Genomic DNA, 22,330 nt, shown 5'->3' with positions numbered 1-22,330 from the left:
AGATCCCCTGATTGTCCGACAATCAGTCAGTTTGAGGCTCGGCGTACCGGTAGTCAAACGGTGTGCGCGAGGTCGCTCCGGAGAGGGTGGCTCACGGGTGGCGTAAGGACTAACCTGCGGGCATGACCCCTGACAACGAGGTTCGCTTTCGCGCCTGCCTGGACGACGTCGCGGCTTACAAGCCGGGCCGTCCGCCGGCGCGCACCGACGGCCGGCCGACGTACAAGTTGTCCAGCAACGAGAACCCGTACCCGCCGCTCCCGGGTGTGCTCGCCGCCGCGACCGAGGCCGCGGCCCAGATGAACCGCTACCCGGACATGGGCTGCGTCGAGCTGCTCGACGCGCTGTCCGCGCGGTTCGGCGTACCGGTCAGCGACCTGGCGGTCGGGACCGGATCGGTCGCGCTGCTCTACCACCTGCTGCAGGCGACGGTCTCCGAGGGTGACGAGGTCGTCTACGCCTGGCGTTCGTTCGAGGCGTACCCGATCGCGGTCCAGCTGACCGGAGCGACATCGGTCCAGGTGCCGCTGACGGCCGACGCCCGCCACGACTTCAAGGCGATGGAGGCCGCGATCACCGACCGCACCAAGGTCGTGCTGGTCTGTACGCCGAACAACCCGACCGGCCCCGTCGTACGCCGGGACGAGCTGCTCGCGTTCCTCGACGTCGTACCGTCCAACGTGCTGGTCGTCCTGGACGAGGCGTACCGCGAGTTCGTCCGCGACGCCGATGTCGTCGACGGGGTCGAGGTGTACCGCGACCGGCCGAACGTGGTCGTGATGCGAACGTTCTCGAAGGCGTACGGGCTGGCCGGCTTCCGCGTCGGGTACGCGATCGGCCACCCGCCGGTGGTCGCCGCGATCCGCAAGTGCGCGCTGCCGTTCGGCGTCAGCTACGTCGCACAGTCGGCCGCGATCGCGTCCCTGGCCGTCGAGGAGGAGCTCCTCGAGCGGGTCGACGCGTTGGTCCTCGAGCGGACCCGCGTCGTCGGTGAACTGCGGGCAGCCGGCTGGGACGTCCCGGAGACGGAGACGAACTTCGTGTGGCTCGACCTCGGCGACGACACCGTCAGGTTCGCCGAAGCCGTGCAGGCCGAGGGCGTCTCGGTCCGCCCGTTCCCCGGCGACGGCGTCCGCGTCACCATCGGCGAGACCGAGGCCAACGACCTCTTCCTCGGCGTCGCCCGCGCCTGGCGCCAGTGACCGCGCTCGTCTGGATCTCCGGAGCATCGGCCGGGATCGGCGCCGCCCTCGCCGCGGCGGTGCCGTTCCCGGACGCCCGCGTCATCGACATCTCCCGCCGCGGCGGTACGCCGAACCACCTGAAGGCCGACCTCTCGAACCCGGCCGACTGGGCTGCCGTCGAAGAGCACTTCACGAAGGAACTGGCCGAGTACGACGGCGACCGTGCGATCTTCATCCACAACGCCGGCACGATCACGCCGATCGGTCCCGCGGCCGGTGCCGACCCGGATGCGTACACGCGGGCGGTCCTGCTCAACTCGGCCGCTCCGCAGGTCCTCGGCGCCGCGTTCCTGCGCGCGTCCGCTCACCTCACCTGCGAACGCCACCTGATCATGCTCTCGTCAGGAGCCGCGAAGACCGCCTACGCCGGCTGGTCGTCGTACAACGCCGGGAAGGCTGCCGTGGAGCACTGGGTCCGCACCGTCGGCCAGGAACAACCCGCCAACTCCCACGTCATCGCCGTAGCCCCCGGCGTAGTCGACACCGCCATGCAATCCGAAATCCGCGCCACCCCCGAGGCGGAGTTCCCGTCGGTCTCCCGCTTCCACGACCTCAAGCGCTCCGGCTCCCTCACCACCCCCGAAGCCGCCGCCACCGGCATCTGGTCCCTCCTGACCAGAAACCTCCCCAACGGCTCCTGCGTAGACCTCCGCCACCTGTAGCCCGCGCGGGCGTGGTCAGCCCATCGCGGTGCTACGCGCCGCACCCGTCCAACCCCGGGCTTATCGCCCGGAGCATCCCTTCCGGCTTATCGCCGGACTTGCCGGCTTATCGCCGGAGTTGCCGGCTTATCGCCGGAGTTGCGCGCTGCCACCCGCCTGCGACCGCCCCGTGATCGGCGTGTCCGTGGTGATCGAGCCAGCTCGCCCCTCCCGGAACACCGCCGGACCTGCCGGCCTCGGCTCGGAGCCCCCGCCCGCCGCCGACCGCCGCGTGATCTTCGCGCGACCGAGCCGGCCTACCTCCTGCGGATGATCGCTCGACCCTGCTGGCCACCGCTGGACCTACCGGCTACCGCCGGATCTGTCGGGCGACCGGCATGCCCCCCGAGCGATCAAGCGGGTTGCGGTCCCACGTCGGCCACGCGAGGCTGTGCGGCGATCGCCGGTTCCGGGGTCAGGCAGTTCCTCCGGTGATCACGGCGCACGCTGTACTCACCCGCGGGCGCTTCTCCGCACGTAGTACACAAAAGAGCGGCGCCGGGAGGAGTGAGGCTTGCTCCCGGCGCCGCGGTTGTTGCGTGTTGCTCCGAATCAGTCAACCCACCGAGGTGGCTGGTTCGGGTCCTGCATCACTGACCAGGGAGGGTCAGTTGTTCTGCTCGTTGCTCTGCTCGCAGGTCTTGAGCGAGTCGACGGAGTTGCCGTCGTTGTCCAGGCCGAGGATGCCGACCGGGTTCGTCAGCGGCACGGTGCCGCCGATGCCCGTGGCGTCGATCTCGTTGTGGCAGACCTGCCACGGGCCGACCTTGTTGTCGGAGATCGAGACAACACCGTTGCCGTCGGCCTTGTACCACTTGCGGTTCTGCTCGTTGCTCTGCTCGCAGGTCTTGACGGCGGTCACGCTGTTGCCGTCGTTGCCCCAGCCAACGATGCCGGTGATGTCCTGGGCCGGCACGGTGCCGCCGATGCCGGTGCCGGCACCGAAGTTGTGGCAGGCCTGGACCGCACCGAGGTCGTTACGGTCGATCGCGACCAGGGAGCCGTCCTTCTTGACGCCCCACCAGCGAGCGTGGCCCATGTCGTAGCCCTTGCTGGCCGCCGATGCCGCGTCGGCCAGGCCGGTGTCCTGAGCCTTCTTCTGCGCGTCGTCCAGAACGTTGGCGCTCACCATGGTGGCCAGGCCCAGGGTGGCGACGGTCGCCACTGCCGCAGCCGCGACGATCTTGCGAGTTACCTGCATTTTGCCAGGTTTCCTTTCGGGTTTGACGGATTCGTCTTAGTGCTAACGACACCTGGCAGCACCGGTTACAAACTTTTTCGTCAACTTTTTTCGCCGCAGGCGCATACATAGTTGTCCGGTGATGAGTTCCCTGACAAAGCAAGCAATCCCGTGCTGACCAGGCAACTTACCAGCAACGGCACGGTCGGAAGAGCGAGCGGAAGTTGATACAGAAGCACCCGTAACCGAGGCCGTGGTGCGTCGTTGAGTCAGCGCGGGTGACGGATGCCCGGTGAATCGGAAGATTGTTTCGGTGGGCTCGGTGGTCGCCGAATTGGCAATAGCACGATCCACCGGAATATCGTTGGAACCATTGCCGGAGTTTCGCGCCGTGTTTTTTCGGGGCAGGGCGCGACCGGCGTCAGACCCGCTGCCGCGCGCATCGGCAGCGGTGGGAGACCCGGGTCCCTCGTGGGCCCGGGTCTTTCCTTGTCCAACGCCATCCAACGCCGCCTGACGCCGTCGAACGCCGTACTCCGACGCTGTACTACTTCCGCCGGCGCTCCGAGGTGACCACGAGCGCGACGCCCACGATGATCACCGCGCCGCCGAGCAGGATCTGCCACGTCAGGCTCTCGCTCAGGATCAGCCACCCGAGGAACACGGCCACCGCCGGGTTCACGTACGCGTACGTCCCGACCAGCGAGATCGGCGCGTTCGCGAGCAGATACGAGTACGCCGTGTACGCGAGCAGCGATCCGAACACGACCAGGTACGCCAGTCCGATCCACCCCGATCCGTCGATCTGATCGAGATGCAGTCGCCCCGGCTCGCCGCGCAGTACGCCGATCAGCACCATCGCCGTACCGCCGAAGATCATCTCGTAGAGCGCGGTGACCAGCGGGTCCCGCGGCAGGCCGAGCCGGGGCGCGAACCGCGAACCGATCGCCCAGCAGATCGTGCCGACGACGAGGATCGCGACCGACAACGGCTTCGCGCTCGTGTTGCCACCTGACAACGCAAGCAACGCCGCCCCGCCGAACCCGATCAGTACGCCGACCCACGTCATCGCGCGCGGCCGCTCCCCGCCGCCGACACGCAGCAGCATCAGCCACAGCGGAATCGCCGCGACCAGCAGCGCCGCCAAGCCGGACGGCACCGTCTGCTCCGCGATCGCCACCGCACCGTTGCCGAAGGCAAGCAGCAGTACGCCGACCGTCGCCGCGCCGATCGCCTCCTGCCGGGTGATCCGCAGCCGCTTCCAGCCGGACTTCAATGCCAGGCCTGCGGCCAGCAGTACGGCGGCTGTGAGGAAGCGCGTCGCCATCCCGAGCATCGGCGGGATGTCCGCATCCACGACGACCCGGATCGCAAGGTATGTCGAACCCCAGACGATGTAGACGACCGTGAGCGCGCTCCAGATCATCGCGCCGGAGGCCGGACGGGATCCGGTCCCGACCGGTGCGGCCGGAGCGGAGGCGGCCATCCGAGTCTCCTCACGGTGTCAGCGGGGGTGTGTCAGGGGTGTCATGCACAGACGATGCTTACGCTAGGGCTCGCCGACCCGGCGCGCAAGGCGGTTTCCGGCCAGCAATCCGCTGTTTCCCGCCAGGCCATCGGCGCGGGGCAGGGTGCGGCTACTGCCGTGATCGTGAGGAGATCGAAGATGCGGATCGCCGGTGTAGTCGTTGCTGCGCTGACCGTGACGCTCGGGGTGCACCCGGCGTACGCGAGTGGACTGACGGAGGTGACCGCCGCCGCCGAGACCGCGCCCAACTGGGACGACGAGGCCGGCGGCGATGCGAACGCGGACGACCCGGCGATCTGGGTCGACCAGAAGAACCCGGGACGCAGCGTCGTAGTCGGCACGCTGAAGAACGGCGGGCTCACGGTCTTCGACCTCACCGGCAAGCAGGTGCAGCGGTTCGCCACGCCGCCGGCGCCGGAGGAGGGGCAGGAGCCGGGCCGCTTCAACAACGTGGACATTGTCGGGAACGTCGCCGTCGTCACCGACCGCGGCCGCGACCAGCTCCGCACGTACGCGATCAAGAACGGCCGCCTCACCGACATCACCAGCGACCGGGCGCCGCTCGTCTTCAGCAAGAACAGAGAAGAGGTGCAGGACCAGCACACGGCGTACGGCCTCGCGGCGACCTCGATCAACGGTCAACCTGTCGTCGCGGTGACCCGGCGGAGCGAGACCCGCGTCGCGTTCCTCCGACTCGTGCCGGACGGCCGCGGCAAGAAGACATACCAAACGGTTTGGTATGTCGATCTGCCGGCGAGCTTCAAGCTGTCGAACGGGACCACCTGGGCGCCCTGCGAGGAGCCAGGCGACCGGCCGCAGCTCGAGGGCATGGTGTTCGACCGCACCACCAACGACCTGTACGCCGCCCAGGAGGACGTGGGTATCTGGCGGATCCCGCAGCACGGGAAGCCGGAACTGCTGGAGAAGGTCCGCGAGTTCGGCCAGAAGGCTGTCTACAACGAGCAGACAGAGGAGTGTGAGGCCGCCGGACCGGTCAGCCCGGATGCCGGTAAGCACCTGAGCGCAGACGCCGAGGGCCTGACGATCGCGTACGAGCACGGCCGCCGGACCCTGTACGCGTCCAGCCAGGGTGACTCGACGTTCGCGAGCTACCGGATGGACGGACGCCGGCTGGTGTACCGGGCCGGGTTCGAGGTCGTCGACGGTCCCGCGGCCGACGGCGTACAGCACAGCGACGGCGCCGCGGTGACCACCGAGCCGCTCGGAGCCCGGTTCCCGCACGGGCTGTTCGCCGTACATGACGGAGATAACACTCCGGGTGACGGCGACCGCGAAGGCACCAACTTCAAGCTGGTCCGGCTGGAGAAACTGCCCTGATCGAGACGAACTTGTGACACGTGTCGTTGATGCGCCGGATTTCTGTAATATGAGCGCTGGGATGGGACCAGTTGGTGGACTGGTGTCTCATCCTGAGACCGTTTTCGGTACCGCCGTACCCGCCGGAGTCCAGACAGTTAGCGGATCAGGCACCTGGTCGGTACGGTGTCCGGCAAGATGGGAGTGAGACCGGTGAGGAGGTCCACTGCCAGCAGTGCATCAACCCCTGGAATCACGCGGACCAGCCTGCGAAAGCCTCATCCGGCGAAACGGGCCGGCCCCGTGCAACGTTGCGGTCGCGGCGATCCCGCGCTCGAACCCGAGGAGTGCATGTGAGTGAGTCGGTGCCGGGGACTCCCCCGGAAGTGTTCGCGCCCGTGGAGGCGCCGGTCAGTCCGCCCCAGGCCTCCGAAGAGGTCGAGTTCGTCCAGCTGCTGACGCCCGAAGGTGAGCGCATCGAGCACCCGGACTACTCGTTCGAGCTCGACGACGAGGCGATCAAGGGCTTCTACCGGGACATGGTCCTGGTCCGCCGGATCGACGCCGAGGCGACCGCCCTGCAGCGCCAGGGTGAGCTCGGGCTGTGGGCATCCCTGCTCGGTCAGGAGGCCGCGCAGATCGGCTCCGGCCGGGCGTTGAACGACCGGGACATGGTCTTCCCGACGTACCGCGAGCACGGTGTCGCGTGGTGCCAGGGCGTCGACCCGCTGCGGCTGCTCGGCCTGTTCCGCGGCGTCGACCAGGGCGGCTGGGACCCCAAGGACAACAACTTCCACCTGTACACGATCGTGATCGGCGCGCAGACGCTGCACGCGACCGGGTATGCGATGGGGCAGCAGCGCGACCACGCGATCGGCGACCCCGAGAACGGCGAGGCGACGATCGCGTACTTCGGTGACGGCGCCAGCAGCCAGGGCGACGTCAACGAGGCGTTCATCTGGTCCTCGGTGTTCAACGCGCCGGTGGTGTTCTTCTGCCAGAACAACCAGTGGGCGATCTCGGAGCCGATCGACCGGCAGACCCGGATCCCGCTGTACCAGCGCGCGGCCGGCTTCGGCTTCCCCGGCGTCCGCGTCGACGGGAACGACGTGCTCGCGACGTACGCCGTCACGCAGCAGGCCCTGAAGCGGGCCCGCGAAGGCAGCGGCCCGACGCTGATCGAGGCGTACACGTACCGGATGGGTGCGCACACCACGTCCGACGACCCGACGAAGTACCGGCTCAACGAGGACCTCGAGCACTGGAAGCTCAAGGACCCGATCGAGCGCGTGCACGCGTACCTGGCCCGGCACGCCGGGATCGACCACGACTTCTTCGACGAGGTCGAGACCGAGGCGGACAAGATCGCCGCCGAGCTGCGGGCCGGCTGTCTCGCGCTGCCGGATCCGGTCCTCACCGACTTCTTCCAGAACGTGTACGTCGAGGAGACGCCGCAGCTCGCCGAGCAGCGCGACCAGTTCGCCGCGTACGCCGCGTCGTTCGAAGGCGAGGGCTGAGCGATGACCAAGATCACTCTCGGCAAGGCCATCAACGCGGGCCTGCGGGCCGCGATGGAGAAGGACCCGAAGGTCGTCGTCATGGGCGAGGACATCGGCAAGCTCGGCGGAGTCTTCCGTGTCACCGAGGGCCTGCAGAAGGACTTCGGCGAGGACCGCGTCATCGACACCCCGCTGGCCGAGTCCGGCATCATCGGGACCGCGGTCGGCCTGGCGCTGCGCGGGTACCGGCCGGTCTGCGAGATCCAGTTCGACGGGTTCGTGTTCCCGGCGTACGACCAGATCATCAGCCAGGTCGCGAAGATGCACTACCGCTCCGCGGGCCGGATCAAGATGCCCGTCGTCATCCGGATCCCGTACGGCGGTGGCATCGGCGCGGTCGAGCACCACTCGGAGTCGCCGGAGACGCTGTTCGCGCACGTGCCCGGGCTCAAGGTCGTCTCGTGCGGCGACCCGGTGGACGCGTACTGGATGATCCAGCAGGCGATCTCGTCGGACGACCCGGTCGTGTTCTTCGAGCCGAAGCGCCGGTACCACGAGAAGGCCGAGCTGGACGAGTCCGTGCCGCCGGTGCAGCCGCTGCACCAGGCGAAGGTGGTCCGCGAGGGCACCGACGCGACCCTGTTCTGCTACGGCCCGATGGTGAAGACCTGCCTGCAGGCGGCCGAGGCCGCGGTCGAGGACGGCCGGAACCTCGAGGTCGTGGACCTGCGGACGATCGCGCCGCTGGACCTCGCGACGATCTTCGCGTCGGTCAAGAAGACCCGGCGGGCGCTGGTGGTGCACGAGGCGCCGCTGTCGCTCGGCACCGGATCCGAGATCGCGGCGCGGGTGACCGAGGAGTGCTTCTACCACCTCGAGGCTCCCGTACTGCGGGTGACCGGGTACGACACGCCTTACCCGCCGTCGCGGATGGAGGACGACTACCTGCCGGACCTGGACCGGGTGCTGGACGGCGTCGACCGGGTGATGGAGTACTGATGGGCATCCAGCAGTTCCGCCTCCCCGACGTCGGTGAGGGTCTGGTCGAGGCCGAGATCGTCAGCTGGAAGGTCAAGCCAGGCGACACGGTCAAGCTCAACGACACCATCGTCGAGATCGAGACCGCGAAGTCCCTGGTCGAGCTGCCGGTGCCGTTCGCCGGCGTCATCACCGAGCTGTTGGTGCCCGAGGGCGAGACCGTTCCGGTCGGTACGCCGATCATCTCGGTCCAGACCGACTCCGCCGACGGCTCCCCCGAGGACCTCGTGCCCGCGGTCCCCGAGCCCGAAGAATCCGGCGGCCGCACCGCCGTCCTGGTCGGCTACGGCCCCAAAACCACCGAAGCCAAACGCCGAGCCCGCAAGCCGGCCGGCGCAACGGCTCCGGCTGGTGGGGGTGCTGCCGCCGCGAGCGCGCCTGCGACGTACGCGGGTGCCACCGCCCCGGCTGCAGCGCAGGCTACGGCCGCCGCTCCCACCTCCACCCCGGTGCCGCAGGCGCCGGCAGCTCTTGCCGGCGGCAACGGTGCAGCGGTGCACGTTCTCGCCAAGCCGCCGGTGCGGAAGTTGGCCAAGGATCTGGGGATTGATCTGGCTGCGGTGACCGCGACCGGGCCGGGTGGCATCATCACCCGGGCTGATGTCGAAGGCCACGGGGCCGCTCCGGCAGCAGTTGAATATGAAGCTGCGCCGGTCGTGAGTGCACAAGGTGACACCCGCGTGCCGGTGAAGGGTGTGCAGAAGGTGATGGCGCAGGCGATGGTTGCCAGTGCGTTCACCGCGCCGCATGTGACCGAGTGGATCACCGTCGACGTCAGCGCCACGATGGAGCTGGTCGAGCGGTTGAAGGCCGACAAGGCGTTCCGGGACCTCCGCGTCTCGCCGCTGCTCATCGTCGCGAAGGCAGTCACCCTCGCGGCCCGTCGTACGCCGATCATCAACGCGGCCTGGGACGAGCAGGCGCAGGAGATCGTTTACAAGGGCGCGGTCAACCTCGGCATCGCCGCGGCCACCCCGCGTGGGCTGATCGTCCCGAACATCAAGGGCGCCGACTCGCTCACCCTGCCCGACCTGTGCAAGGCGCTGAACGACCTGGTCGCCACCGCCCGCGAGGGCAAGACCCAGCCGGCGGATCAGGCCGGCGGCTCGTTCACGATCACCAACGTCGGCGTGTTCGGCGTCGACGCCGGTACGCCGATCATCAACCCGGGCGAGGCCGCGATCCTCGCGTTCGGGGCGGTCCGCAAGCAGCCGTGGGTGGTGGACGACGAGATCGTCCCGCGCTGGATCACCACGCTCGCGCTGTCGTTCGACCACCGTCTGATCGACGGCGAGAAGGGCTCGATCTTCCTCTCCGACGTCGCGAGCATCCTCGAGGACCCGGCCCGCGCGCTGATGTTCTGAGCCGCAACTCGCAGGAAGGCCCGGGTGGACCACCACCCGGGCCTTCGTGTGCTCGCGGTGGTCGGCTCGAGTGCACCGCAGCCACTGACCAACCCCTCCTGGCCCGGTGCTGCGGACGCTCGCCAAGCGTGAGCCGGGGGCGAGCGCAGCGGTTGGTCAGTGCCACAGGTCCGCGTTCGAGGACAAGTTGACGACCTCGACGAGCACCTCCGTCGGGCCGGGTACGGGGCGCTCCACCTCGATCACCCGTAGTACCTCGGGTCTGCCGAACGCCTCCTGCCGCACAAGTCGGATGTGACGAAGCTACTCAGTGCGCGGTCTGCGGCTGGCGTAATCCGGCTGCCTTCTCGGGCGGGCGGTGAGAGGGTGGGGCGGTGTTGGTGATCTTCGTGGTGCTGGGGGCCGCGGTTCTGCATGCCACGTGGAACGCGATGGCGCATGGGGCTCCGGACCGGGTCGCGGGGCTGGCGTTGTTCGAACTCGCCGCCGGGGTGATCGGGCTCGTCGCCATCCTGCTGACGGGTCTGCCGCCCGCCGGCACGTGGGGCTATATCGTCGCGTCGGCGCTGCTGCACCTTGCGTATCTGGGTGGATTGCTGCCGTCGTACCAGCTGGGTCAGTTCAGCCAGATGTATCCGTTGGCCCGCGGTACGTCGCCGTGGGTCGTGGCTGTGGTGTCGATCGTCGTACTGCACCAGCACCTTGCTGTGATCGAACTGGCCGGCGTACTGCTGATCTCCGCTGGGCTGATCGGGCTCGTGTTCATCGGCCGCCCGGGTCGCCGTCAGTTGCCGGCTCTGCTTGCCGCGTTTGGCACCGGCCTGATGATCGCGTCGTACACGGTCGTCGACGGGATCGCAGTCCACAAGATGCCGGTCGCCACCTACATGGGCTGGGTCTTCATGCTGCAGGGTTTCGCGGTCCCGCTGGCCGTCGTGCTGTGGCGCGGTCCCCAAGCCTTCAACCTGCCGAAGCCTGCGATCTTCTCGGGCCTGTTCAGCGGAGTCGTCTCGATGGCCGCGTACGGCCTCGTCCTCTGGGCCCAAACCCGAGGCACCCTCGCCGCCATCGCCGCCCTCCGCGAAACCAGCATCATCTTCGGGGCCCTCATCGGCACCCTGTTCTTCAACGAACGCTTCGGCCCCAAACGAGCCGCAGCCGCCGCCGTAGTAGTAACCGGCATCGTCCTGATCACCCTGGGATAGCCGTACTGCGCAGGCCCGCCGGATTGTGGGCTGTCTTTTCCCGGCCGCAGATCGTCTTAGTGAAGGTCAGCTCGCCTTGAGTTCCGTGATGAGCTTTTCGACGTGGGCGCGGATCTCGTCCCGCACTTCGCGAACGACCTCGATCGGTTGGCCGGCGGGATCGGTGAGTTTCCAGTCCTCGTAGCGCTTGCCGGGGAAGAACGGACATGCGTCCCCGCAGCCCATCGTCACGACCACGTCGCTGTCCTGCACAGCCTCGGTCGATAACAGCTGCGGTGTCGTGCCAGTGATGTCGATGCCGACCTCCTGCATCGCCTGCACGGCGACCGGGTTGATCTGATCAGCAGGCTCAGAACCTGCAGACCGCACGACGATCGCGTCGCCGGCAAGGTGCCGTAGCCACCCCGCGGCCATCTGCGAACGCCCCGCGTTGTGAACGCAAACAAACAAGACACTGGGTCTACTCACGAAGACACTCCCGCTGTGGTTTCGGTACGAGGGGTAACAACGTCGGCTTGCGGATAAAGGATCGCGACCGCGCCGGCCCCGACGATGCCGCCCAAGATCTGAAAAGCGATGAAGCCGGGGACGGAACTGGGAGCGATCCCGGCGAAGGTGTCGCTGAAGGCCCGCCCGATAGTGACCGCCGGGTTGGCGAACGAGGTCGACGACGTGAACCAGTACGCCGCCCCGATATACGCGCCGACCGCCAGCGGTGCGATCGCAGCACGGCCGCTCCAGGCGAGCGCGAAGATCAGCAGGATCAGCCCCGCCGTGGCAACGGTCTCGCCGAGGTAGAGGTGGCCGCCCGACCGATGCGTGGTCGACCAGGTCACGGCAGGTTCGCCGTACATCAGATTGGCGAGAACGGCCCCCGCGATACCCCCGCCGACCTGGGCAGGCAGATAGGCAGCGAGGGCGCGGGCGGAGAGCCCGCGGCCGGTGCGGCGGCCGAACCACCAATCGACGACCGAGACGACGGGGTTGAAGTGCGCGCCGGAAACGGGGCCGAGGGCAACGATCAGGACGGCGAGCCCTAGCGCGGTCGCGAACGAGTTCTCCAGCAGTCGCAGACCGGCGTCGCCCGGTGAGAGTGACGCTGCCGCGATGCCCGAGCCGACCACCACCGTGACCAGCAGACCGGTCCCGAGCCCTTCTGCCAGCGCTTTGCGCCACAGGCTCATGCGCGGCTCACCGGCGCGGCGAGTTCGGTCATTGCTTGCTCCCGGTGATTCCGTCGGGCGTCAGGGCGGGGGCCAATCGGTCGATGCGGTCGGCGAGTTCGGCATAGGCGGCCTCGAAGGCCGCGTCCGTGTCGGCCGGCGCCGGGTCGGGGATCGACCAGTGCAGCCGGGGCACCTGCCCGGTGGGGAGGTGTTCGTGGGCATTGTCACAGACCGCGATGAGCAGGTCGTCACGGCGTACGACGTCGCCCAAGGCCGCGGTACGCCATCCGGACGGGTCGAGACCGTGCCGGCGCGCAGTCTTCAGCGCCCGGGGATGCACACGCTCGGCCGGTTCGGTGCCGGCCGAGATCGCGGGCACATGACTGCGGCGCGACCAGATCCCTGCGGCGAGTTGGGAGCGTGCCGAGTTCTGCGTGCAGACGAACACCACTCGCTCGGCGGCGAGCGCTGCAGGTGTGGCCACCGCCGCCAATGCCTCGGACTGTAGCCGCACATATGTACGACGACGATCGCCCTCGGACCGCGTCCGTACGACGAGCCCGGCGTCCTCCAGGACCTTGAGGTGATGGGCCACCAGGTTCGTCGGCAGCTCCAGGGCCGCGCCCAGCTCACCGGGCGCGACGTCACCCGCGATCAAGGTGTCCACGATCGCGAGCCGCGCGGAGTCGCCGAGGGCCGCGTGGATGCGCGCCCGCTCCGCCAACGAGAATCGCTCAGTGTTCATTGACTCAATAGTCACTGAGCTATCTCGTGGAGTCAAACGTGGAAGGTCAGTGCGTCGGGGTCACTTCCGGGACTGCGAGCAGACCGGCGATCCAGCGCTGCTTCTCGGGAACGGGCCAGTAGTAGACCCAGGTGCCGCGTCGCTCGCAGTCGACCAGGCCGGCCTCGCGCAGGACCTTGAGGTGATGGGAGATTGTCGGGCCGCTGACGTCGAACTGCGGGGTGAGGTCGCAGACGCAGATCTCGTCGCCGGCCGAGGCGATGATCGAGAACAGTCGCAACCGGATCGGGTCGGCGAGCGCTTTGAAAACCGCCGCGCCTTCGACGGCGCCGGCCGGGTCGAGCGCGGCGTCGGAGATCGGGACACAGCAACCGCCGGTGGCGCGTGGGGTCAGCTCGATCTCTTGTTTCGACATGGATCTATCTTGACTCTTGTCGAATCAGGGGGCAAGCTGAGTGCTGTTTCGATGATCTTCTAGATAGGAGTTGGGATCGTGGGCGAGCAGACAGCAGCGCCGGTCGTCGTCATCGGTGCAGGCCCGGTCGGTCTTGCGGCAGCGGCGCATCTCGCGGAGCGCGGCCTGGACTTCGCCGTACTCGAATCGGGTCCGAGTGTCGCCGCGGCGATCGAGGAATGGCGGCACGTGAAGCTGTTCAGCCCGTGGCGCTACGACATCGACTCCGCGGCGCGGCGGCTGCTCGAGGGCATCGGCTGGACCGAACCGGACCTGGGGACCCTCCCGACCGGCGGCGACCTGATCGACGCGTATCTCGAGCCGCTCACCAAGACTCCGCAGCTGAACGACCGCATTCGGTACAACGCCGAGGTGGTCGCGGTGACTCGGGTCGGCTTCGACCGCATCCGTACGGCGGGTCGCGAGGCGGCGCCGTTCCTGATCCGGCTGGCGGACGGTGCCGAGCTGCTGGCGTCGGCGGTGATCGACGCGGCCGGCACCTGGCGCGAGCCGAACGTCCTCGGCGGTTCGGGCATCCCAGCGCGGGGTGAGGCTCGAGCCGACGGGATCGCCCACGCGCTGCCCGACGTACTCGGAGCAGATCGGGACCGCTACGCAGGTCGTCGTACGGCGGTCGTCGGCGCGGGCCACTCCGCTGCGACGACGCTGCTCGACCTCGGCCAGTTGGCGGACGAGGTTCCCGGGACCGAGATCGTCTGGGTAGTGCGGGGGACCGACCAGGCCCGCACGTACGGCGGTGGCGAGGCCGACGAGCTGCCCGCCCGCGGCGCACTGGGCAGCCGGTTGAAGAAGCTGGTGCAGTCGGGCCACGTCGAGCTGGTCAGCTCGTTCCGTATCGAGGGAGTCGCCCGTACCGCCGACGGCCGCGTGGAACTCACGTCCGGCGAACGGACCGTCGTCGCGGACACGGTCGTGAACTCCACCGGCTTCCGGCCGGACCACAAGATGGTCTCAGAACTGCGTCTGGACCTGGACCCGATCATGGGATCGACCCGCGCGCTCGCGCCGCTGATCGACCCGAACAAACACTCCTGCGGGACGGTCCCGCCGCACGGCGTCGACGAACTCACGCATCCCGAGCCCGGCTACTACGCAGTCGGTGCGAAGTCGTACGGCCGCGCGCCGACCTTCCTGCTCGCCACCGGCTACGAACAGGCTCGGTCCGTTGTCGCCGCGCTCGCGGGGGACTGGGAAGCCGCGCGAGACGTACAACTCGATCTCCCCGAAACCGGCGTCTGCTCCTCCAATCTCGCCTACGGCGGCAGCGCCGACGAGACCGGCGGCTGTTGCGGACCCGCGCCGCAGTCAGTCTCCGCTCCCACAGGCCGAGGACTGGCCACGGGCATCGCCGGCGGCCTACTGACCGTCATCGAGCCCGACACCACCAAGTCGTCGGGCTGCTGCGGCTGACGAAGAACTTCGGGGTGGGAGTCTCATCCCAGGCGCACAGGTATCTGCAAGGCTCTGGTCATGTCGCACCACCTGTGGCTGGATGCGGTCCTGATCGTTGCATCGTTCGGGACCGCATTCCTGTCTGCTGTCGCGGGCTTCGGTGGCGGGGTGTTGTTGTTGCCGGTGTTCGTCGCGGTCTTCGGTCCACGTGATGCGGTGGCCGTACTGACCGTTGCGCAGTTGGCCAGCAACGGCAGTCGGGTCTGGTTCAACCGCCACGAGGTCGATCGGCGGCTCGTCACGATCTTCGCCATCGGCGCGGTACCCGCGGCGGTGGCCGGCGCGCTGCTCCTGACCAGTGCGCCGTTGCCGGCTTTGACCCGGGTTGTCGGGGCCTTTCTGCTCGCCATGGTCATCTGGCGCCGCTTCCGGCCGAACACGGCCCGGGTCGGCGATCGCGGGTTCGCCGCGATCGGTGCCGCGTCCGGGTTCGGTTCCGCATTGGTTGGCAGTGTGGGGCCGATGGTGGCTCCGTTCTTCCTCGCCCGCGGCTTGGTACGCGGCGCTTATATCGGCACCGAGGCAGCCTCAGCTGTTGTCATGCATTTCACGAAGCTGATCGTGTTCGGCGCTGCGGCGGTTCTCACCTGGCGTACCGGATTGATCGGCCTTGCGCTCGCGCCGGCAGCAGCCGGTGGCGCCTGGAGCGGCAAGAAGGTCGTCGACCGGCTACCCGTCGCCGTTTTCGTCATCCTGGTCGAGGCCGGCCTCATCGTGTCCGGCCTACTGCTGCTGATCACCGGCGGATGATCCTTGACGCCAAGGGAAATCCGGCCGCAGTTCCGGGGCCTGGGAGACGGCGTCCCCTAGTTGTGAAATGGGGATGCGTATCGAGTGCGGCGGTGTCATCGTCGGGTGCCATGACAGCCGAGGGTTTTGACGGTGGCTCCGACGATGTGCAGGTAGCGGAGGCCATCGCCGCGGAGCAGGAGTCACTGAGTCCGGAATGCCGGGCGGATCCGGCTCGCCTGCGGAGGTTGCTGGCGCCGGACTTCCACGAGTTCGGCGCGTCGGGCGGCGAGATCGAGTTCGAGGGTACGGCGGAGCTCGTGGCCGCCAGCACCGACCCGGACGGTGAGCCGATTCGCTTCCATGACATGCGCGGCGCTCGGTTGGCGGACGGGCTGGTGATGGTCAAGTACACGTCTGACAACGGTGCGCGGCGGTCCAACAGGACGTCACTTTGGCGTCGAGTCGGCCCGGGACACTGGCAGATGTTCCACCATCAAGGAACGCCGACCCAGCAATGACGTTCGCCCAGGTCGTGGGTGCAGCAGACTGGGCGATGTGAACCTCAGCTGGTGGTCCGTGCTGATCGGCGTCGCCGGTGGCGTGCTGCTGCTCTGGGTCGCGCTGATCGCGGCGCTGTGGATCGGGAAGCCGGACGAGCTGACCGTCAGGGACGCGCTCCGGTTGCTGCCTGATCTGGTCCGCATGCTTCGGCGACTTGCGGGCGACAAGTCACTCTCTGGCGGGGTCCGGCTGAGGCTTTGGCTGCTGCTCGCATACCTCGCACTTCCGATCGACCTCGTCCCGGACTTCATCCCGGTGATCGGGTACGCCGACGATGCGGTGATCGTCGCCCTCGCGCTGCGGTCGGTCACCCGCCGGGCCGGCCCGGAAGCCTTGGAGAAGCACTGGCCCGGGACCCTCGACGGACTGGCAGCGGTGAGAAGACTCGCCGGACTCGGCGTCTGACTGCCGGGTGGGTTGACCAATCAGTTGATGAAGTGAGTGGGGGTCCCGGGCGGTGGACCCCCACTCGGCTCAGCGGTGGACGGCGTCCAGGGCGTCGGCGATGCCTTCGCCGTAGAAGGCGTTGTTGGCGGTGGTGCCGGTGCAGCGGGCGTCGGGGGTGGTCGGGCAGGCGGTGTCGTCGGCCTCGCGTTGGAGGGCTCGCTCGAGGTCGCGCGGGCTCCACCACGGGTGGGTGGACTTGAGCAGGGCGGCGATACCGGTGACGTGCGGCGACGCCATCGACGTACCGCTCATCAGGCCGTAGCCGCCGCCGGGCAGCGTGGACAGGATCGAGCTGCCGGGGGCCGCGACGTCGATCTTGTTCAGGCCGAAGTTCGAGAAGCTGCTCTTGGCGCGGGCCTGCGTGGTGCTGGCGACGGTGATGACGCCGGGGAGCTCGGTCGGCATGTCGAGGCAGTTGTTGTCGATCGTCCGGCTGACCGGGGTCGAGTCGTTCGGGCTGGTGGTGTCGGTGGTCTTGTGGGCCAGGTCGTAGTTCGAGTTGCCGGCCGCGGCGACCGACAGCGTGCCGCGGTCAGCGGCCCACGCGTACGCGCGCCGGACTGCTTCCTGCACTGCGCCCTGGTCGCCGTTGTCCTTGCACCAGAACTGGAACGGGTCGATGAAGTAGCTGTGGTTCGTCACGTCCATGTGGTGCTCGGCGGCCCACACGATCCCGCAGATCGAGTACTCCGGGTAGATGAAGCCGTCGTCGTTCACGACCTTGACCGACGCGATCCGCACGCCCGGCGCGACGCCGACGATGCCGATACCGTTCCGCGCGGCGGCGACGGTGCCCGCGACGTGCGTGCCGTGCGAGCTGGTCGTCGGCCGCCAGATGCCCGGCGTCTGGTCCGGTACGCCGTTGTTCACACAGCTGACGGAGTCGCGCGCATCGAAGTTCGGTGCGAGGTCAGGATGGGTGTCGTCGACACCGCTGTCGTTGATGCCGACCAGCACGCGTCGCGATCCGTCGGTGACGTTGTGGGCCTGGTCCGCCTTGATCTGGACCATGTCCCACTGCTCGCTCTCGCGCGGGTCGAGCACCGGCGTCGCCGCGGTCTCGTCCACCGAGTTCAAACCGGTCTGAGCGCCTTCGGAGACTGCCGCGGTACGAGTCGCACCGACGGACTGCACCTCGCGGCCGTTGCGTCCGGCGCGCACGTCGACCTTGAAGTTCGCGTTCGTCGACTGGGCGACGACGACCCCGATCTGCCGGTACGACGAGAGCACCGTCCCGCCGGCGTGCTTGACCGCGTCCTCGACCTTCCGGACGTGCCCCGGCGAGGCCTTCGTGTTGAGCACGTAGTTCATCAGCGGGCCGGGCGTGGGGTCGTCGAGCGGTGCGGCGTACGCCGTGGCGGCGCTGAGGGACGTCAGCGCCAGCGTGGCCGCGGTCAGGCTTGCGGACAGCCGACGGGGACGGGAAGTTCGGGACACGCTGCCTCCTCATGGCTGGGCCTGGGCGGGACGGGCCCGGGCCGTATCCGGAGACTCTAGAGCGGTTTCCGGACCGGCGGAGTTCTTCATCCACAACGCAGGGGAAACCCTGCATTCGTCACTACCTAGCGTCCACCAGTTCACGCTCAGTTGCCCACATGCTGTGGATCTGCCTGTGGATAACTCGTGGACAAGCTGGGGAATAACCGGCGCCGCCAGTGGATTAGCTGTGTGTGTAGGATAGATACAACAGAGATACCAGTCGTATGGGTGGGGAGTTCAGTGGTGAGCGGGGCGCCGGAGCCGGCGAGTGATGCATTGATCCTGGGAGACGACACCGCGGAGATCGCCCGGGTGGTGGTCGAGGCAGCGCCGGGGGTGGAGAAGATCCCCGCGGCCGAGCGCGTGTATGCGTACGTGAAGGCCGCGATCCTGGATCGCGCCTACCCGGGCGGCCAACTGCTGACGGAGGGTGAGCTCGCAACCGCCGTCGGAGTCTCCCGTACGCCGGTCCGCGAAGCCCTGCTCCGCCTCGAGGAATCCGGTCTGGTCAAGCTGTACCCGAAGAAGGGCGCCCTCGTCCTGCCGGTGCTGCCGCAGGAGATCGAGGACGTCCTCGAGGCCCGCGAGCTGCTCGAGACGCACGCCGCCGCCAAGGTGTGGCCGCGGCGTAAGCAACTGATCGAGCGGCTCGGCCAGCGCGTGGACGAGATGCGCGCGCACCGCAAGGCGGGCGACGCGAAGAGCTTCCTGGAGGCCGACCGGGCCTTCCACGAGGCCATCGTCGGTGCCGCCGGCAACGAAATCCTCGCCAAGCTCTACAACAGCCTGCGTGACCGCCAGGTCCGGATGGGCGTGCCCGGTATCGAGGTGCAGCCGGCCCGGATGGACAAGTCGATCACCGCGCACCAGGAGATGATCGACGCGCTCGGCGGCAACAGCGTCAAGCGGTTCCGTGAGCTCGTCATCGCACACATCGCCGAAGCCGCCAACGATCTGCGGGGCACTCGGTGACCGAACTCCTCTTCCCCCTGGGCGGTCGGCGAGCCTGGGCGGTGTGGACCACTGCTGTCCTGACGTACCTCGTCACCGTGCTGCACCGCGGCTCCATGAGCGTGGCAGGCCTGCAGGCCGCTGAGCGCTTCCACATCTCCGCATCCGCACTGGCCAGCTTCACCGTCGTACAGCTCACTGTGTACGCCGCCATGCAGGTGCCCGTCGGCATCTTGCTCGACCGGTACGGCTCCAAGCGTCTACTGATCGCCGCGTCCGGACTGCTGTTCGTAGCGCAGTCAGCGTTCAGCCTGGTCGACTCGTACCCCGCTGCGCTCGCTGCACGCGCAGTACTGGGTGTTGGCGACGCACTGGTGTTCATCAGCGTGCTGCGCGTGGTCATGTCCTGGTTCCCCGCACTGCGGCAGCCGGTGATGTCACAGGCGACCGGAATGCTCGGTGGTCTCGGAGCGATCATGTCGACCGTTCCGATGGCTGCTGCCTTCCACGCCTTCGGTTGGACGCCGACGTTCGCCGGTGCGAGCGTGCTCAGCCTCGTGGCCGGCGTACTGGTCCTGTTCCTCATCAAGGACACGCCGTACGACGAACCGCTCCGCCGCGCCAAGCAGCCGCTGCACGAGGTCAAGAAGAACCTGCGTCGCGCCTGGAAGGAGCCGGGGACCCGGCTGGGCCTGTGGACGCACTTCACCACCAGCTTCTCCGGCAGCACGTTCGGACTGCTCTGGGGCTACCCGTTCCTCGTGCAAGGGCAGGGCGTCGCTCCGACGACCGCTGCGGCCATGCTGATCCTCCCTGTGCTGGCCGGGCTCTGTTACGGCCCGCTGGTCGGGCGGTACGCCGCCAGGTTCCCGTTCTACCGGTCGTGGATCGTGCTGGCGGTGATCGCGGGCTCGGTGCTGATGTGGACCGTCGTACTGCTCTGGCCGGGTCGTGCGCCGATGCCGGTGCTCCTGCTGCTGATCGTCGTACAGGCGGCCGGCGGTCCGGGGTCGATGCTCGGACTGGACTACGCACGGACGTTCAACCCGTCGACCCGCTTCGGTGCGGCCAACGGGATGGTCAACACCGGCGGGTTCATCGCGACGCTGCTCTGTATCGGCATGGTGGGCATCCTGCTCGACACCTCGTCCGGTGGGGCGCCGCAGACGATCGAGGACTTCAAGTTCGCGCTGGCGTTCCAGTACGTGCTCTGGGCGATCGGCACGCGGCAGATCCTCAAGTACCGGCGTAAGGCGCGCGGTCACCTGGCCCGCTACAACCCGGAGGCGTACGAAGCGCTGCTGGCCAACCAGATCGTCCCGCTGAAGGGCTGAGACAGCGCGCTGGCACGGGGTGTCAGGGTGAAGCCAGAGCGGTGCCAGGCGAGCAGGGCACGGTAGTCCCAGTAAGTAAGTTCACTGGGAGGAACCGATGACCACAACGAACCAGGTCGCCATCGAGGCAACCGGTCTGGTCAAAAAATATGGCAACACCACGGCGCTTGCCGGCGTCGATCTGAGCGTGCCCACCGGCACGGTCCTCGGGGTCCTCGGCCCGAACGGCGCCGGCAAGACGACCGCGGTCCGCATTCTCGGCACCCTGCTCCGGCCCGACGCCGGCCACGCCACAGTCGGCGGGTACGACGTCGTACGGGACGCCGGCAAGGTCCGGAGCATCATCGGGCTGACCGGACAGTACGCGTCGGTCGACGAGGACATGTCCGGCCGCCGGAACCTGATCATGATCGGCCGGCTGCTCGGGTTCTCGCGGGAGCAGTCCCGGGCCAGGGCGGACCAGCTGCTGGAGCGGTTCGAGCTGACCGACGCGGGTGAGCGGATCGCGAAGACCTACTCCGGCGGTATGCGCCGCCGGCTCGACCTGGCCGCGAGCCTGGTCGGCAACCCGAGCATCCTGTACCTCGACGAGCCCACCACCGGTCTCGATCCGCACGCCCGCAACGGCGTCTGGGAGACGGTCCGCAACCTCGTCCTCGACGGCACCACGGTCCTGCTCACCACGCAGTACCTCGAGGAGGCCGATGCGCTGGCCGACTCGATCGTGGTCTTCGACAAGGGCTCGGTTGTCGCCTCCGGGCGTCCGGCCGAGCTGAAGGCTCAGGCCGGCAAGCAGTCGCTGGACGTCCGCCCGGCCGAGCCCGCGCACCTCGAGCGGGTCGCCGCGATCGTCGCGGAGTCGACCGGGACGCGTCCGAACGTCGACGTGGTGAACACCCTCGTCAGTGTCCCGGTGAGCGACGGTTCATCGATGCCGGTCGTCGTACGGCGGCTGGACGAGGCCGGGATCGCGGTCACCGAACTGTCGCTGCGGCTGCCGAGTCTGGACGAGGTCTTCCTCGCCCTGACCGGTCACACCGCCGAAGAGAAGAAGTCCGACGCCGTACTGGAAGGAGTAGGCCGATGACCACCGCAACACTTGAACCAGCTGCCCACCTGGGCCACCGGTCGCGGCCGTTCGCCTGGGTGCAGCAGAGCCTGACGCTGGCCTGGCGCAACATCGTCCGGATCCGGCAGAACCCGGAAGCCCTGGCCGACGTGACGTTCCAGCCGATCATCTTCCTGGCGCTGTTCCTGTTCGTCTTCGGCGGCGCGATCGCCGGGGGCGGGGGCTGGCGCGGATACCTGCCGACGCTGCTGCCCGGGTTGCTCGTGCAGACCGTGGTGTTCGCGACGATGGGCACCGGGGTCGGCCTGAACGACGACTTCGCCAAGGGCGTCTTCGACCGGTTCCGCAGCCTGCCGATCGCCCGGATCTCGCCGCTGATCGGTGCGGTCCTCGGGGACGCTGTCCGATACTCGCTGTCGATCCTGATCCTGATGACGAGCGGGTTCGTGCTCGGCTTCCGCTTCGACAACGGGGTCGGCAACGGCCTGCTGGGCATGCTGATCGTGCTGCTGTTCGCGCTGTCGATGTGCTGGATCTGGGTCTGGCTCGGCCTGGTCATGAAGACCGCCCAAGGTGTGCAGGGCGTCGCCTTCCTGGTGATGTTCCCGCTGACCTTCGGCAGCAACATCTTCGTCCCGACCAGCACGCTGCCGGGCTTCCTGCAGGCGTTCACCAAGGTCAGTCCGATCACGTACCTGGTCGACACCGAACGTGCCTTGATGGGCGGAGGTGCGCTGCAGAAGCCGCTGTTGATCACGCTGGCCTGGATGGTCGGTCTGGTCGCGGTCTTCGCCCCGCTGGCGATCCGCGCCTACCGCCGCCGTACCTGAAATCTGTCGGTGG

22 protein-coding genes are annotated in these 22,330 nt (G+C 68.2%); 15 read left to right on the top strand and 7 right to left on the bottom strand.

The features are described 5' to 3' along the window. The first annotated feature begins 122 nt into the window (after positions 1-122). The gene (gene hisC, locus OHA10_RS09845) at positions 123-1,202 is read left to right on the top strand and encodes a histidinol-phosphate transaminase (RefSeq protein ID WP_371405862.1); all 1,080 of its coding nucleotides are present in this window, start codon (positions 123-125) and stop codon (positions 1,200-1,202) included. Further along, on the top strand, positions 1,199-1,906 hold the full coding sequence (locus tag OHA10_RS09840) for an SDR family NAD(P)-dependent oxidoreductase (RefSeq protein ID WP_371405861.1): 708 nt from the start codon (positions 1,199-1,201) through the stop codon (positions 1,904-1,906). The genes hisC and OHA10_RS09840 overlap by 4 nt, the downstream gene beginning before the upstream one ends. A gap of 646 nt (positions 1,907-2,552) precedes the next feature. Here the strand turns inward: OHA10_RS09840 and OHA10_RS09835 are convergent. Both OHA10_RS09835 and OHA10_RS09830 read right to left on the bottom strand, forming a co-directional pair. Next, a complete protein-coding gene (locus tag OHA10_RS09835; protein WP_371405860.1) occupies positions 2,553-3,146 on the bottom strand; it encodes a hypothetical protein in 594 nt (197 codons plus the stop codon). A 526-nt stretch (positions 3,147-3,672) separates the two neighbouring features. Then, a complete protein-coding gene (locus OHA10_RS09830; protein WP_371405859.1) occupies positions 3,673-4,611 on the bottom strand; it encodes an EamA family transporter in 939 nt (312 codons plus the stop codon). A gap of 180 nt (positions 4,612-4,791) precedes the next feature. Between OHA10_RS09830 and OHA10_RS09825 the strand changes: the two genes are divergently transcribed. The 5 genes from OHA10_RS09825 (at position 4,792) to OHA10_RS09805 (ending at position 11,076) form a co-directional block, all read left to right on the top strand. Next, a complete protein-coding gene (locus OHA10_RS09825) occupies positions 4,792-5,991 on the top strand; it encodes a phytase (RefSeq protein WP_371405858.1) in 1,200 nt (399 codons plus the stop codon). Positions 5,992-6,323: 332 nt separating this feature from the next. Beyond that, entirely contained in the window at positions 6,324-7,487 is a 1,164-nt protein-coding gene (gene pdhA / locus OHA10_RS09820; protein ID WP_371405857.1) for a pyruvate dehydrogenase (acetyl-transferring) E1 component subunit alpha, read from the top strand. Positions 7,488-7,490: 3 nt separating this feature from the next. Beyond that, positions 7,491-8,468: an alpha-ketoacid dehydrogenase subunit beta gene (locus OHA10_RS09815; RefSeq protein ID WP_371405856.1), complete on the top strand. Its 978-nt coding sequence runs from the start codon at positions 7,491-7,493 to the stop codon at positions 8,466-8,468. Continuing rightward, positions 8,468-9,871 carry a dihydrolipoamide acetyltransferase family protein gene (locus OHA10_RS09810; protein ID WP_371405855.1) on the top strand — a complete coding sequence of 468 codons (1,404 nt, stop codon included), beginning with the start codon at positions 8,468-8,470 and terminating at the stop codon, positions 9,869-9,871. The genes OHA10_RS09815 and OHA10_RS09810 overlap by 1 nt, the downstream gene beginning before the upstream one ends. Before the next feature lie 374 nt (positions 9,872-10,245). Continuing rightward, on the top strand, positions 10,246-11,076 hold the full coding sequence (locus OHA10_RS09805; RefSeq protein ID WP_371405854.1) for a DMT family transporter: 831 nt from the start codon (positions 10,246-10,248) through the stop codon (positions 11,074-11,076). A 66-nt stretch (positions 11,077-11,142) separates the two neighbouring features. On the opposite strand, the gene OHA10_RS09800 is transcribed toward OHA10_RS09805, so the two are convergent. From OHA10_RS09800 to OHA10_RS09785, 4 genes are read right to left on the bottom strand one after another with little or no spacing between them, the layout of a single operon-like run. Continuing rightward, positions 11,143-11,544, bottom strand: coding sequence for an arsenate reductase ArsC (locus tag OHA10_RS09800; RefSeq protein WP_371405853.1), 402 nt, complete (start codon positions 11,542-11,544; stop codon positions 11,143-11,145). Beyond that, a complete protein-coding gene (locus tag OHA10_RS09795; RefSeq protein ID WP_371405852.1) occupies positions 11,541-12,260 on the bottom strand; it encodes an aquaporin in 720 nt (239 codons plus the stop codon). The genes OHA10_RS09800 and OHA10_RS09795 overlap by 4 nt, the downstream gene beginning before the upstream one ends. A gap of 28 nt (positions 12,261-12,288) precedes the next feature. Then, the gene (locus OHA10_RS09790; RefSeq protein WP_371405851.1) at positions 12,289-12,987 is read right to left on the bottom strand and encodes a helix-turn-helix domain-containing protein; all 699 of its coding nucleotides are present in this window, start codon (positions 12,985-12,987) and stop codon (positions 12,289-12,291) included. Between the two features lie 46 nt (positions 12,988-13,033). Next, positions 13,034-13,402, bottom strand: coding sequence for an ArsR/SmtB family transcription factor (locus tag OHA10_RS09785; RefSeq protein WP_371405850.1), 369 nt, complete (start codon positions 13,400-13,402; stop codon positions 13,034-13,036). 78 nt (positions 13,403-13,480) lie between these two features. Here OHA10_RS09785 and OHA10_RS09780 point away from each other — a divergent pair, with 78 nt between their 5' ends. The 4 genes from OHA10_RS09780 to OHA10_RS09765 all read left to right on the top strand — a co-directional run bounded on the left by OHA10_RS09780 (position 13,481) and on the right by OHA10_RS09765 (position 16,612). Next, the gene (locus OHA10_RS09780) at positions 13,481-14,872 is read left to right on the top strand and encodes an FAD-dependent oxidoreductase (RefSeq protein WP_371405849.1); all 1,392 of its coding nucleotides are present in this window, start codon (positions 13,481-13,483) and stop codon (positions 14,870-14,872) included. A 60-nt stretch (positions 14,873-14,932) separates the two neighbouring features. Continuing rightward, positions 14,933-15,664, top strand: a complete 732-nt coding sequence (locus tag OHA10_RS09775) for a sulfite exporter TauE/SafE family protein (RefSeq protein ID WP_371405848.1) — start codon at positions 14,933-14,935, stop codon at positions 15,662-15,664. 110 nt (positions 15,665-15,774) lie between these two features. Continuing rightward, positions 15,775-16,164 (top strand): DUF4440 domain-containing protein, encoded by a 390-nt coding sequence (locus tag OHA10_RS09770; RefSeq protein WP_371405847.1) that lies wholly within the window; start codon positions 15,775-15,777, stop codon positions 16,162-16,164. A 37-nt stretch (positions 16,165-16,201) separates the two neighbouring features. Then, entirely contained in the window at positions 16,202-16,612 is a 411-nt protein-coding gene (locus tag OHA10_RS09765; RefSeq protein WP_371405846.1) for a YkvA family protein, read from the top strand. A 69-nt stretch (positions 16,613-16,681) separates the two neighbouring features. On the opposite strand, the gene OHA10_RS09760 is transcribed toward OHA10_RS09765, so the two are convergent. Continuing rightward, positions 16,682-18,091, bottom strand: a complete 1,410-nt coding sequence (locus tag OHA10_RS09760; protein ID WP_371405845.1) for a S8 family serine peptidase — start codon at positions 18,089-18,091, stop codon at positions 16,682-16,684. 285 nt (positions 18,092-18,376) lie between these two features. Between OHA10_RS09760 and OHA10_RS09755 the strand changes: the two genes are divergently transcribed. The 4 genes from OHA10_RS09755 (at position 18,377) to OHA10_RS09740 (ending at position 22,317) form a co-directional block, all read left to right on the top strand. Then, positions 18,377-19,105 (top strand): GntR family transcriptional regulator, encoded by a 729-nt coding sequence (locus OHA10_RS09755; protein ID WP_371405844.1) that lies wholly within the window; start codon positions 18,377-18,379, stop codon positions 19,103-19,105. Further along, entirely contained in the window at positions 19,102-20,418 is a 1,317-nt protein-coding gene (locus OHA10_RS09750; RefSeq protein WP_371405843.1) for a nitrate/nitrite transporter, read from the top strand. Before OHA10_RS09755 ends, OHA10_RS09750 begins: the two co-directional genes overlap by 4 nt. A gap of 97 nt (positions 20,419-20,515) precedes the next feature. After that, entirely contained in the window at positions 20,516-21,505 is a 990-nt protein-coding gene (locus OHA10_RS09745; protein WP_371405842.1) for an ATP-binding cassette domain-containing protein, read from the top strand. Beyond that, on the top strand, positions 21,502-22,317 hold the full coding sequence (locus OHA10_RS09740) for an ABC transporter permease (protein ID WP_371405841.1): 816 nt from the start codon (positions 21,502-21,504) through the stop codon (positions 22,315-22,317). Before OHA10_RS09745 ends, OHA10_RS09740 begins: the two co-directional genes overlap by 4 nt. Positions 22,318-22,330 lie beyond the last annotated feature (13 nt).

The organism is Kribbella sp. NBC_00662 (assembly GCF_041430295.1).
Lineage (GTDB): Bacteria > Actinomycetota > Actinomycetes > Propionibacteriales > Kribbellaceae > Kribbella.
Note: the sequence above shows the minus strand (reverse complement) of the source record. Positions and strands in the feature narration are given on the sequence as shown.